Annotated in this window: 14 protein-coding genes and 1 pseudogene; all 15 read right to left on the bottom strand. The window is 55.8% G+C overall.

All coding sequences use genetic code 11. The features are described from left to right. Window positions 1-13 precede the first annotated feature (13 nt). Window positions 14-415 carry a cysteine-rich VLP protein gene (locus ACKXF7_RS08565; protein ID WP_055650129.1) on the bottom strand — a complete coding sequence of 134 codons (402 nt, stop codon included), beginning with the start codon at window positions 413-415 and terminating at the stop codon, window positions 14-16. Next, window positions 416-613, bottom strand: a complete 198-nt coding sequence (locus ACKXF7_RS08560; RefSeq protein WP_005927616.1) for a hypothetical protein — start codon at window positions 611-613, stop codon at window positions 416-418. Beyond that, window positions 610-1,257, bottom strand: a complete 648-nt coding sequence (locus tag ACKXF7_RS08555) for a DUF4366 domain-containing protein (RefSeq protein WP_423741067.1) — start codon at window positions 1,255-1,257, stop codon at window positions 610-612. The genes ACKXF7_RS08560 and ACKXF7_RS08555 overlap by 4 nt, the downstream gene beginning before the upstream one ends. Next, on the bottom strand, window positions 1,244-1,510 hold the full coding sequence (locus ACKXF7_RS08550) for a DUF4315 family protein (RefSeq protein ID WP_107630817.1): 267 nt from the start codon (window positions 1,508-1,510) through the stop codon (window positions 1,244-1,246). Before ACKXF7_RS08550 ends, ACKXF7_RS08555 begins: the two co-directional genes overlap by 14 nt. 22 nt (window positions 1,511-1,532) lie before the next feature. Next, entirely contained in the window at window positions 1,533-3,200 is a 1,668-nt protein-coding gene (locus ACKXF7_RS08545) for a CD1108 family mobile element protein (RefSeq protein ID WP_423741066.1), read from the bottom strand. 279 nt (window positions 3,201-3,479) lie between these two features. After that, window positions 3,480-5,909, bottom strand: coding sequence for a VirB4-like conjugal transfer ATPase, CD1110 family (locus ACKXF7_RS08540; RefSeq protein WP_423741065.1), 2,430 nt, complete (start codon window positions 5,907-5,909; stop codon window positions 3,480-3,482). Then, on the bottom strand, window positions 5,827-6,213 hold the full coding sequence (locus ACKXF7_RS08535) for a PrgI family protein (RefSeq protein WP_003500106.1): 387 nt from the start codon (window positions 6,211-6,213) through the stop codon (window positions 5,827-5,829). The genes ACKXF7_RS08540 and ACKXF7_RS08535 overlap by 83 nt, the downstream gene beginning before the upstream one ends. A gap of 44 nt (window positions 6,214-6,257) precedes the next feature. Beyond that, window positions 6,258-6,878 carry a DUF7007 domain-containing protein gene (locus ACKXF7_RS08530; RefSeq protein WP_227358979.1) on the bottom strand — a complete coding sequence of 207 codons (621 nt, stop codon included), beginning with the start codon at window positions 6,876-6,878 and terminating at the stop codon, window positions 6,258-6,260. Between the two features lie 42 nt (window positions 6,879-6,920). Then, entirely contained in the window at window positions 6,921-7,562 is a 642-nt protein-coding gene (locus ACKXF7_RS08525; RefSeq protein WP_158573025.1) for a septation protein SpoVG family protein, read from the bottom strand. 42 nt (window positions 7,563-7,604) lie between these two features. Beyond that, window positions 7,605-8,471 carry a VirB6/TrbL-like conjugal transfer protein, CD1112 family gene (locus ACKXF7_RS08520; protein WP_423741064.1) on the bottom strand — a complete coding sequence of 289 codons (867 nt, stop codon included), beginning with the start codon at window positions 8,469-8,471 and terminating at the stop codon, window positions 7,605-7,607. A gap of 40 nt (window positions 8,472-8,511) precedes the next feature. Then, a pseudogene (locus ACKXF7_RS08515) lies at window positions 8,512-8,604 on the bottom strand (Maff2 family mobile element protein); the annotation flags it as partial. Between the two features lie 89 nt (window positions 8,605-8,693). Further along, entirely contained in the window at window positions 8,694-10,313 is a 1,620-nt protein-coding gene (locus ACKXF7_RS08510) for a recombinase family protein (RefSeq protein ID WP_423741063.1), read from the bottom strand. A 111-nt stretch (window positions 10,314-10,424) separates the two neighbouring features. Beyond that, complete coding sequence (locus ACKXF7_RS08505; RefSeq protein WP_020995296.1) at window positions 10,425-10,613, bottom strand: transposon-encoded TnpW family protein; 189 nt, start codon at window positions 10,611-10,613, stop codon at window positions 10,425-10,427. 14 nt (window positions 10,614-10,627) lie between these two features. Then, window positions 10,628-11,470: an ATP-binding protein gene (locus ACKXF7_RS08500; protein ID WP_005875988.1), complete on the bottom strand. Its 843-nt coding sequence runs from the start codon at window positions 11,468-11,470 to the stop codon at window positions 10,628-10,630. Then, complete coding sequence (locus tag ACKXF7_RS08495) at window positions 11,467-12,201, bottom strand: replication initiator protein A (protein ID WP_423742624.1); 735 nt, start codon at window positions 12,199-12,201, stop codon at window positions 11,467-11,469. Before ACKXF7_RS08495 ends, ACKXF7_RS08500 begins: the two co-directional genes overlap by 4 nt. Window positions 12,202-12,324: the final 123 nt, after the last annotated feature.

Here is a 12,324-nt window from a genome sequence, read left to right as displayed (position 1 = left end):
AAAGCCCGGAATGTCAAGCCTTTGGAGGCGGCAAATCGTAACAGCCGCCCGGCCTTTTCTCCCGCATTTTCCTCATGCGTTCCCGGCTTTTCCGGCGGTTCCCTTCGGCCTTGCAGGCGTCGGAACAGTAGGCTTGACGCCCCTCGGGCAAAAACGCCTTTCCGCAGACCGCACAGGCCCGCAGCTCCGGGGAGATGCCTTCCGTTGTCAGCGCCGCTTGAAGCTCCGGGTTAAGGGGCAGGACAGCCTCACGGAAATAACGGCAGTACGCCCCTGTCCAGCACTTGTGCAGCATATAGCAGGCACAGTCAAGAGGAAGGCACAGGCCGCTTTCCCGGTCATAGTTGGCGCACATCCCCGTGACCAGAGTGCGGATTTTTTTCTTCTCGTCACGGGTCAGCTCCCGGGCGTCCATTTAAGACTTCGGGCCACGATGGCCCGAAGGGCGGGGCTCCACGATCAGCGCCCGGAACTTCTTCCGGCACTGTTTTTTCTTTCCTTTGCACTCCTTGTAGTAACGGCATCCCTTACAAGGGTCGTCATTGTCCCAGCCGGGGTGCGGTACTTCCTTCATCATTCGTTCAAAAGGGCTGCTTGTAAAATTCATTCTCATTCCTCCGTATCTTCCTCCCACGGCGGGGTATCTTCGTCCTCGGGTTCCTCTGCGATCTCCTCCAGCTCCCCGTCCTCATATTCGCAGTAATCATCTTCCAAATCCGGGGCCTCATGCTTCGGCTTGTAAATCTTGAAGTAGTAACCAATTCCACCGCCGGTCAGCACCACCGCACCAATCAGGAGCAGAGAGAGAAGGGGGCTGTCCTTTTTCTCCGGCTCGGGGTCCGGTATTTCCTCCACCGGTTCGGTGGGCTTTGGCTCTGGCTCCGGGGTCACTTCTTTGGGCGGTTCCTTGCCCTGTTCAGCAAGCGGAAGAAGGTCGTCTACGGTAACGGTATTGAGGAAATAGACGTTCTCGCTGGTTTTCTGCTTGTCGATCACCAGATAAAACACGCTCTCGTCTGCTGTGGTGATGGTGTAGAACTCTTTACCGTCCTCGTCGGTGGCGTTGTCCACCACGGTTCCCGTCCCGTCCGGGGTAAAGGGGTTCTGGGTTTCCGGCTCCGCTTCGGTTTCTGCCGGGGCGGGAGCTGTCTCCGGCTGCGGCTCGCTGCTCTGGGCGTAGGCCGGGACCGTAAAGATCAGGCAACACAAAAGGCTGGCAGCCATCGCCGCCAGCCTGCGAAATTTAGTTTTCTTCATGGGCTGTGTCCTCCTTTTCGGGTGCCTCCGGCTTCGGGTCAGTATGGCCCGAAGTGGTAAGGCTGTTTTTGGGGTCATTCAGAAATGCCATCAGCTGGGCGGGCGTCAGTTTAAGGGAGCGCACCGCCTGCACGATCTGGCTGTTTTCTTCCTCCTGTTTCTGCTTTTCCAACTCCCGGATTTTGGCCTGCCACTCAGCAGCCTTCTCCCGTGCTTTTTCCAGTTCCTTATCGAGCTTGTCGATCTTGTTCATGCAAGGACTCCTTTCCTCTGGCTCACAAACGCCCGAAGGCATAGAAATGTGTCTGCCAGTAGCTTGAATTGATGTTTGCGTATTGGATGGGCGAACCACAATGAAGCATCATCCCGCCGCCCACATAAATCCCCACATGGGATACAGGGCCGGGGCTGTCATAGGTTCCCGTGAAAAAGATAATGTCGCCGGGCTTTGCCTCGGAGGGGGAAATGATAGCACACTGGTTGTAAATGCCCTGCGCCGTGGTACGGGGCAGGTTGTGGACGCCGCTGGCCGTGTACACCCAGCAGACAAAGCCCGAACAGTCAAAGGAGGTGGACGGGCTGGAGCCACCCCATACATAGGGCCAGCCGATGTACTTTGTGGCTTCTTCCATGAGCGCCGCAAAAGCCGGGTCATCCAGCGCCTCGCCGGGTATCTCATAGCTGGGGCCGGTATCTTCACCGCCGTTGTAAATCCCTTCCCACAGATAGGGCTTGTTGCCTTTGAGCTGCTGCATAACGGTGTAGATTTCCCGCTGCTGTTCGTTAAGCCTCGGCAGGATCACGGCAGGCAGTGTTTTGTTTGTGAGGGTCACATTTAAGATGTAATACTCATAGGGGACTTCCTCGGTGGTGGTTTCCCCGGTCTCCGGGTCAGTGCTGGTTTCGGTGCGGTAGCGTATCTCAACTTCCTCCGTCAAGGTCAGCTCATACTGTGCCTCGAAGATCTCCCGCAGTTCGTCCTGCACCTGTTCCCGGAAATAGACATGGTACTTTGCCGAGAGATAGGACGCCAGCTCATAGGGGTTATGGCCGATCTCGTCCACGGAATAGCGGTACTCGTCATAGCCGGGATGGGTGCTTTCAATGTTCGCTACCGTCTGTGCCAGCTCGTTTTCCAGCGCCGTGTAGTCCTCGTCCACCCCCAGCAGGTCCGTATCCTCCGAGGCGTAGGAGGTGCCGGATAACGCATTAGCAAGGCCGCTACCAAGCGTGGGAAAGATGGAGCTTACCGCCGACACAAGAAAACAGAGCAGCAACAGCAGGAGCAGGACCAGCACCGCCACAGGATGATGGGTCACAAACTGCGCCGCCCGACGGGTCACAGTTCCCGAAGCGGCAGCGGTTTTCTTTGCGGCCTTTGCGCCCTGTTTTGCAGCCGCCTTTGCTTCTTTGGAATACCGGCGTTTCAGTTTCCATTTCTGCTGCACACGGGAAAGCGGATTGCTGGCAAGTTCCGGGTGCTCGGAGGCCATCTTTTGAAAATCCACATTGGCCCGGGCTTTTATGTCCTTCCGTTCCCACTTTGCCACCTTCCGGGCCGGGTGTTCCCGGTATCTCCGTTTGGCATAGCGGGTCAGTTTCCGGGCTCCGGCCTCGGCCACAAGTTCCGACTTATGGGCTCCTTCCACACCCACATTTTCATGCTCAACTTCGTGGATTTTGTTGTGGAGATAAAACCATGCTTCGGTGCGGGCTCCCCGGACAGCTTTCTTCGCAAGCCCCGGCGGTTTCTTCGCTGCCCGTTTTGCCTCGGTCTTATCCAGTTTCTCCCGAGCCTTTCCCAGCTTTTTCCCGGCGTGTTCCGCTTTTGCCTGTGCTTTCTGGTACTTGTCCTTTTTGCTCCCGGCCTTCTCGGCGGGGCCCTCCGGCTCCTGTGCCTTGCCGGTATCCTGCGGCCCGCCCGCTTCATCTTCCTGCCTCATGCGGTCAGAGGGACGGCTTTTCCGGCTGTTCTCTTGAAACTTGCCGCTTTTGGACTTCGGGCCATCGTGGCCCGAAGGGCTGTCCTGCCCGGTATCCTCGTCCTCAAACCGCAGGCGTCGGGACGGTGCGGGGGAAGGCCCTTCCCGTTCAGCCGGTCCGGGGCGATTGCCCCCGGTATCCTCCGTCGGCCCCGGCCTTTGAAAATTCCGTTTATCCGGTTTCTTTCCGATGATGTATCCCTCCTTTCCAAACCTCGGGCCATCATGGCCCGAAGTGCGTTATGCCCGGTTCATTTCCTGTTTTTTGTCCTCCGGGCGGGTGGTCATAATGGCGTACAGCTCGGTATTCTGCGGGAAGCGGTCAACAAACGGGATGGTGGTATTCCCGAAGAACAGCAGCCCTTCGCCGGAATTGGTATGGGTCACATAGGAAAGCTGGTGGGGGCTGATCCCAAGCTGTTTGGCTAAAATCTGCCGGTCCCCCTGTGCCTGCGAGAGCAGCACAAGGAAGTCCGAGTTTTCAAAGATGTTCTCGATCTCCGGGCTTGCCAGAAAATCCTTCACGTTCTGCGTTAAAGCACTGGGAACGCACCCTTTTTTTCGCAGCATTTTCCAGATCGCCACACAGTAGCTTGCCGTCAGCCGGTCACGGAGCAGCACATGGAACTCGTCGAAGTAGCACCATGTAGCGATACCGCGGAGGAAATTCATGGACACCTGCGAGTTTACCAAGTCCTGCATAATGAGCATGGCAATCGTCCGAAGCCCGGCCCCCAGCTTTTTTAAGTCAAGGCATACCAGACGGCGGTTCAGGTCCACATTGGTTTCATGGTTGAACACGTTAAGGGAACCCGACACATAGATTTCAAGGGCAGTTGCCAGCCGTACCGCCTCGCCCTCCGGCTGGCAACAGAGCAGGTCATACAGGGTTTGGAGGGTCGGCATTTTGCTTGTTTCTGGGTCCTGCAAGTGTTCCCGGTACATCTGGCGCACACAGCGGTCAATGACGGTACGCTCCACCGGCTGCAAGCCGTCCTTGCCGCCGACGATCAGCTCCATCAGCGACAGGATAAAGTCGGCTTTCAGCGCCATCGGATTTTCCTCGTCGAAGCTCAAATCAATGTCCATCGGATTGATGTGGTGGGGGCTGTCCGGGGCGATCTCGATGACCTGACCGCCCAGCCGCTTGATAAGGGGCGAATATTCGCCCATCGGGTCAACCACAATGATCCGGTCACGGGTGGCAAGGAACACGTTCACAAGCTCTCGCTTTGCGGCAAAGGATTTGCCGGAGCCCGGCACGCCGAGGAACAGGCCGTTGGGGTTTTTGAGCTTTTTCCGGTTTGCCATGATGACGTTATGGGAAAGTGCGTTGAGCCCGTAATAGACGGCTTCGCCATCCATGCGGAGCTCCTGCGTCATAAAGGGAACGAAAATGGCCGTGGAGCTGGTCGTCATGCCGCGCTTGATCTCAATGCCGTTATGGCCCAGCGGAAGGCTGGAAAGAAAACCATCCTCCTGCTGGAAGTCCAGCCGCTTCAAGGTGCAGTTGTATTTCTGGACGATACCCGACACCGTGAACAGGTCATTGTCCAGCTCCCGGCGGGTCGGGGCCATGTTTACCACAAGGAAGGTCAGAAGGAACATTCGCTCATTCCGGCTCTGTAAATCTTCCAAGAGGGTCTTTGCGTCGTTGCTGTACGTTACAAGGTCGGGTGGAAGTATGTCCATGTCGTACCCTGACCGGGCTGCCTTCTTTTGTTCCTCCACCTTCATCTTGTCAATGTCGGAGACTTTGGCCTTGATGGATTTTACGGCGGCGGCCTGATCGACGGTTTGGATATGGAGAGTGATGGTCATTTCCGCATCCATTTCCAAAAGCTCCGCCAGCAGCTTGTCCGAGAGCTCCGAGGCCAAAATCTGCAAGTAGGAGGCGGCACCCCAAGTCGTCCCCACCCGGAACAGACGGCTGAAACGGAAGTCGAAGCTGTCCGGGGCGATAAAGTCTTTGGTGGAAAGCCCGGTTTTGGGGATCATATCCCATGAAAACCGGAAGGGGGAGCCGCTGCCGGGGTGGAGCTGCCCGTGAAGAAGCTCCAGCCGTTCCACCCCCGAAAGGGAGCGGCACTTGACGCCCAGCTTTTTGAAGTTCCCGCAAATGTCCGCCTCTACACGTTCCAGCCTTGCCCTGGCGGTGGGAAGGTCGTCCACATTCACGCCGAAGGTCAGGAGCTTTGTGCGGACAATGCCGTTGTTGCTTTTGGCGATCTGGTTTTCCAGCATTTCCACATACTCACACCGGACGCTGTTGTAATCATCGTCCTGCATGGGGATGTTCACGCTGTACCGGCTGCCCGGGCGGCTCCGGTGGTTGAGGAAGGAAAGCTGGAACGGAAGGCTGCTGTCAAAGTAGTTGAGGCAGGCGCTCCACCCGTCAAAGATGGCTGCCTGATCTTCGGACTGTGCGAGCTGGTAGTTGATGTCCTCGTATTCAATGGTTTTGGTGTAATAGCGGTCCGCTACCCGGCACACCCCGTCCCGGTACATTTCCCGGTAAGGGAGGGTCTGCTGGGCGGTGGTGGGAATGTTCTTTCCTTTCGTGAACAGGCCGGTAAGGCCCTGCTTTTCAGGCTTTCTGCCTGCGGGCTTTCCGGCCCTTCTGCTGTTTCGCAATCGGCTGCGCCTCCTTTCTGGCGCTAAGCAGCGCATAGAAGTTTTCGGTTTTGTAAGGCCGCACACGGGGATAGAGGAACCGTGTGCGAATGATGTTTTTCAGCACTTTTTCCAGCGGCAGACCGTCTCGTTCATACATAGCCAGAAAGAAGAACGGGAGCATGAGGCCGATCATCAGGAACATGGCGGCACTGTTCCCGATACTGCCACGGGAAAACAGGTAAGCCGGGAGGCCCACCGCCGCCGCGCTGGAAAAACAAACAAGCTGGCGCTTCGTTAGGTTGAAGGCCAGCTTTGTCTTGATTTTGGAAAGGTCTTTTGGTACTGGCACATAGGCCATTTTGGTACACCTCCTTTATTGCTTCGGGCCAGCATGGCCCGAGGTTATCTTGCGGCCTCTTTGGCCGGGGCTGTGCTGCGGGCAGCTTCGGCGGCCTCTCGTCCGCTCTGCCTTGCCCGCCAGTATTCGGGGTGATACTGCCGGATGGACTGATTGAGTTTTTCTTCAAACTGTCCTTTGTCCTTAATGCGGTCAGGGATTTTCCACAGCTTTTTGTCCAGCAGCTCCCGGAGCACCACACTTTCCTGTGCGTCCTCCTCATAGCAGATATAGCCCTTGTCCTTGAAGCCGCATTTTTTGGCCGCTGGGGAGAGAACGGCGGCTACCTCGTTTGCCACCATCGTTCCGCCGTGGCTGGCGGTAGATACCAGAAACACCCCCGGACAGAGGGTTTCACAATTCTGCACCTCGCCCCACGGGGAGCTTTTCGGCGCATGGAACATTCCGCCCGTCCGGCTCCGGTCTGCCTGCATGAGTGCTGCCTTTTCTAAGATGGCTTTCAGTTCCGGGGAAAAATAGGCATATTCCCGAAGGACACGGGCGGCCTCCCCGCCGCAGGCGTTCATCAACAGGGTATAGGCGTCGCTGTCCGCTTTGGTACAGCGGCCCAGCAGTTTTCCGTCGTAATAGCAGGCCGCGTCATAGCCCGTCCGTTTGCGTGGCATGGTTCCCGCCTCCTTTCTGCTTCGTGCCAGCATGGCCCGAGGTCAACGCTCTGCACTGCGGCTGGGCTTTTCCTTCGGAGGCCGCTCTGCCTTTGCCTGTTCGGCAGCCGCTTTTCCGGCTTTGAGTTGGTCGCTGATGGACGCACGCCCCACAGAGCCGCGCTCCGCCATCTGTTCCAACTTTGCCTCATAGGCTTGCAGAACAGCAGTATTGAGCTGTTCCCGGAACTCCTTTGTGACAGGGTAGGCCATATCCCGATAGCCGCCTTTGCCGTCCGGCTGGCTGGGCATCCCAAGAAAGAGGCCCTTGCTGCCCTGTACGATTTTCAGATTTTCCACCACAAAGCAGTCATTGAATTTCACGCTGGCAAAGCCCATGAGATTTTTCACAGGTTCGATGACCCGCACGCTTACATCCAGCTTTATAGGGGCGGCTGGTGTTCCGCCCGCAGTTTTTTCCTGCATGGATTTCTCCTTTCCGGCGGGAACAAGGTTCCCGTCCTTGTAGTCATAGCCTTCCGCCCGGAGTGCCGCCAGCGTGTCCGCCGATACGCACCCGGACAGTTTCAGATCGGTTTCCACCATAAAGCGCATGGTGTCTGCTTTAGAAAATTCTTCGGGGAGCTTTCCGTAGAAAGCCGGGTGCGGCTGTCCGTCCGCACCCTGTTTGTAACGCCGGGGCATACCGCCTCCTTTCCGCTTCGGGTCAGCATGGCCCGAAGTCTCTTAATGGCAGCCGAAGATGGATTTTGCAAGACTGCCTGTTTTGAATAAGGTAAAACACAGCAGCACCGTATATCCCACGCAGCCCCAGATCGCCCCGATGGGGTCGCCGTCGGTGGCGATACTCTGGATCAGCACCGCATAGATGGCGACACAGACTAAGATCAATAGACCTTGAAAGCCCACCGCAAAGAGGGAGCGGAAATAGTTCTGCCCCATGTGTCCGGTTTCCTTGTTGGGGACTGTGGCAAACGGGATAGGCGCTAAACTTGTGAGTAAATAAATTTCAATCATACGGCCATATACGATGACGAAAATCACGATGTTTAAGGCAATCATGGTAAGCTGGATCAGGAAGGATTGTAGCCAGAGTCCGAACAGAGGACCTAACTCCATCGCCTCAAGCTCTGTCCGCAGACTGTCCAGCACATCCGGCGTGATCTCTGTCCCGTTCTGGATAATGCCCGCTGACTGCTGTATCACATGCTGGCTCACATCAAAGACCGCCAGCACGATATTGAAGGTATTCGTCAGGATCATCACAGCCACAAAGGTTTTGAACACCCACTTAAAAAACATCCATGTGTCAACTTCATGGAGGTTGTTGCGTTCTATGAGCATCTGTATCAGTTCATAGGTCATAACAAAAGTGAGGATGACCCCGGCGATTGGCAGAATGGCAGTTTCGGAGATCTGTCGTATCATGGAAAAGACCCCGGCGTTCCAGTCCGCCGGGGTCGTGCCTACCTGTGTGGCGATCTCGCCAACGCTCTGATTGACGTTATCGAAAAGGCCGTCCAGATTTCCCATGATACCATCGACGAGCAGACCTTTCAGCCATTCAACGATTGCGTCGATGATAAAGTCCATACATCAGCTCCTTTTCTGGAAAAGGGACAATGGGTGACACTTAGCTGAACAGGCCGGACAGCAGAGGGATAAGCTGAAGGCCGATCAGAACGACACCGCCGCCAGCCATGAGCTGCTTAATGCCCTGTGATTTTACTTATGTGCGATAAAGAAGTAATAGAAGTGTAAAAAATTTTGCCGTTCCTATCCGGCACTTGCGCATTGTGTCGGATAGGTCGGGCGTTAGGCTTCGGGCAAGTCAATCTTGCCGACAAAGCTGTAATAAATCTCAATGTCCTGCCTGCGGGTGCCGTTCTCGTCATAGCTGCACTCATGCACGACGATTTTCTCAATCATTTCCCGCAAGAGGGTGGGGGTCAATTCCTCAAAGGCAAGGTGCTTTCGGACGATACCCATAAACTTTTCCGCGTTGACGGTGGCGGCCTGCGACTTGTCCAGTTCGGCCTGCAAAGCGGCGGCGCGGTCTTTCAGTTCCCGCTGCTCCTGCTCATAGTCTGCCGACAGTTCCATGAAACGCTCGTCGCTGATTTTGCCGTTCACATTGTCCTCATACAGCCGCTTGATAATGCGGCTCACTTCGGAAATGCGCTCCTGCGCCTGTTCAAGCTGCTTCGTGGCTGCGGCGGTCTTTCTCTTGCCGCCGATCTCGTTCTGCTGGATAAGCAGCTTTACAAAGCGGCTCTCATGCTTGGCGGCATATTCCGTCACCTGCCGGAGATTGGAGAGGACACCGGCGGTCAACAGGTCGGTGCGGATAAAGTGCGCCGTACAGTCGCGGGTGCGCTTCTTGTAGCTGCCGCAGATGTAACAGTCCTGCTTGCGGTTCTTGTTCTGATACCGCTGCTGGTACATCACATGGCCGCAGTCGGCGCAGAACAGCATACCGGAGAACAGCCCCACTTCGTCATAGCGGTTCGGGCGTTTGCGCTGCTTGCGTAACTCCTGCACGCGCTCCCATGTTTCCGTGTCGATAATCGGCTCATGGTGGTTCGGGAAAATGGCCTGCTTCTCCACGGGGTTCTCTACGCTGTGCTTGGTCTTGTAAGAGGGCTTTTCCGTCTTGAAGTTTACCAGACAGCCGGTGTACTCCCGGTTTTCCAACAGGTGGACAACGGTGTTTGTCGCCCATTTGCACTCATAGCCGGGGTGATAGCGGCGGGTGCTGCCCGTCCTGCGGTATTCCAGCGTACCCGGCGTGGGGATTTGCTGCTCCGTAAGCATACGGGCAATCTTGGTCGGGCCGTTCCCGGCAAGGCAAAGCTGGTATATCTGCCGGACTACCGGCGCGGTTTCCTCGTCAACAATATAGTTCTCGTCCTCGTCCATGAGGTAGCCGTACACTGGCTTGCTGGTAACGGGCTTGCCGCTCATGCCTTTTGCTCTCTTAACTGCCTTGATTTTCTTGCTCGTATCTCTCACCAGCCATTCGTTGAACAGATTTCGCAGAGGGGTAAAATCGTTGTCCATGCCGCCGTTTGCGCTGTCCACATTGTCGTTGACAGCGATAAAACGCACGCCCTTTTGGGGGAACAGCATTTCCGTGTAAAATCCCACCTGCAAGTAGTTTCGCCCTAACCGGCTCATGTCCTTGACAATGACCGTACCCACTTTCCCGGCTTCAATGTCTGCAAGCATGGCTTGAAAACCGGGCCTTTGAAAGTTCGCGCCGGAATAGCCGTCGTCGGTGTACCAGCGCAGGTTGGTAAAGCCATTTTGTTTTGCAAAGGTTTCGAGTATCCTTTTTTGGTTCGATATGGAATTACTCTCGCCTTGCAATTCGTCCTCATGGGACAATCTCGGATAAAGGGCGGTAATGAGGTTTTGGGTGGCTTGTCTTAACATAAAATCCTCCGTTTCCGACAGCCAGCCCCACTATTCCGTGGTTTCATTGTACCACGGAACAGGGCTGGTTGTATAGCGGCAAAAGTGTCAAATCTGCTTCTTTACAGCTTGTCAAATCGCCGGTTTTTGTGTAGCAGCGGCTTCCGCTTCCAGTACCCGCGCCATTTTGTCGGCGGCGGTGGTGGTAGTGTCTTTTTTGAAATAGCCGGACACGACAAGGACGGAATTGCCCATGCGGATTTCCGTCACGCAGTCGGGGCGGCGGGCGGTGCGGGTGTCGTGCTGCTTGTTATCTGCCATAGGCAATACTCCTTTCACTCGTTCATCAGTTCTTTCAAAAGCCCCAGCTTGTCCTGCGCGGCCTTTTTGCGGAAATTGCCGCCGGTACAGCACACCGGGGGACACATTTCCAGCACCCGGTCATAAATCCGGGAATGGGCGGTGTCTTTTGGGTGCTGCAACTCTGAAAGCGTGAGGTTGGTCGTGACGATCAGCGGCTTGCGGCTGCGGTAACGGCTGTCAATCACATTGAAAACCTGTTCCAGCCCGTATTCTGTCCCGCGCTCCATGCCGAAGTCGTCAAGGATAAGCAGCGGATAGCGGCAAAGGCGGGAAATATATTCATTCCTGCCCTCAAAGCTGGCGGCAAGGTCATTGAGGATAAGGGCAAAATTCGTCATATAGACGGGGATTTCTTTCTCCATGAGGGCGTTTGCGATACAGCCCGCAAGGTAACTCTTGCCGGTGCCGACGCTCCCCCAGAACAGGCAGCCCACATTCCCGGCGTATGCCCGTTCCCAGTTCTTCACATAGTTGCGCGCCCGGATTGCCTGCGGGTTCTGGCCGTTGTCGTTCTCAAAAGTCCAGTCCCGCATGGCGGGGTCGGTAAAGCCCCGGCGTTTCAAGTCCTCTACGGTGTCAAGGTGCTTTTGTCGTTTCTCGGCGGCTTCCCGTTCCTCACGGGCAGCTCTCTGGCAGTCGCACTCTGCCGGGTGGCGGTCACGGCCAAAGACAGCGGCCTTGTCCGGCGCAAAATAGGCTTCTTTCGGCTTATGGCACTTGCCGCAGTACAGTAAACCGTCCTCGCCGGTGTAGTCCTCCGGCTCCGGGGTGGTGGCGGTCAATCTGTCAATCATTTCTGAAAATGTGGTGTTCATAGGCTCTCTCCCTCCTTGAATGAGTAATCGGGGACGCCCTGTTTTGCGGCTCCCTTTCTGTCCCGGTCTGCCCACATACGGACAGCGGCGGCATAGTTGCGGTAATCTTTCCCGGTGGCGGCGATATACTGGCTCAATTCCTCAATGAACCGTTCCAGCCTGTCGGGGTAGTCCTCTTTCAGTTCTGCGTATTCTGTTTCTGACAGGAAAATATTCTGGTATCTGCCAAAAGCTGCGGGCGGCTCCCCACTCACTCCCTTTGTTTGGCTCTCTGTAAGGTTGTTTATAGTAGTTTGGTTAGGGGACGGTTTTCCGACCATCATAAGGTCGGTTTTCTGACCATCAGTAGGACGGTTTTCCGGCTCTATGAGGGTCGGATTTCCGGCCATCAGTTGGTCGGAAAACTGTACTTGTGGCACTCGCGGCACTTTGACATAAAGCCGGTTCGGTGCGGAGAAGCCGCCCCGTTCCCGTTCCAGCAGCCCCGCCGTGTCCAGTTCATTAAGCGCCCCCTTTATGGTGGTGCTGCCTTTATCCAGTATTTCGGCTATCTCCGCGATTGGATAGATAATATATATCCTGCCCTCGTCGTCCTGCCACTTGTTCTTCTGGGAAAGTGTGGAACGGTCTAACAGCAGCGAATACAGCAGCTTGGCGGTCTGGGAAATCTCCATTTTCAGCAGGAAACGGGGGTAGGGCAGATAGATAGGCAGCGGCGTGTCTGCCATGATATAATCAGCGATAGTATCACCTCCCTGTGTTTCGGGTTGATTTTTGGGTTTTGTCACGCTTTAGGACGACGTTTCCGGGGGAAAAGGATAAATGTATCGCGTACCCTTTGACACCCACGAAAA

It is taken from the genome of Faecalibacterium sp. 7 (genome assembly GCF_049562865.1).
Taxonomy (GTDB): domain Bacteria; phylum Bacillota; class Clostridia; order Oscillospirales; family Ruminococcaceae; genus Faecalibacterium; species Faecalibacterium wellingii.
This window is presented reverse-complemented; position numbering and strand designations above follow the sequence as displayed.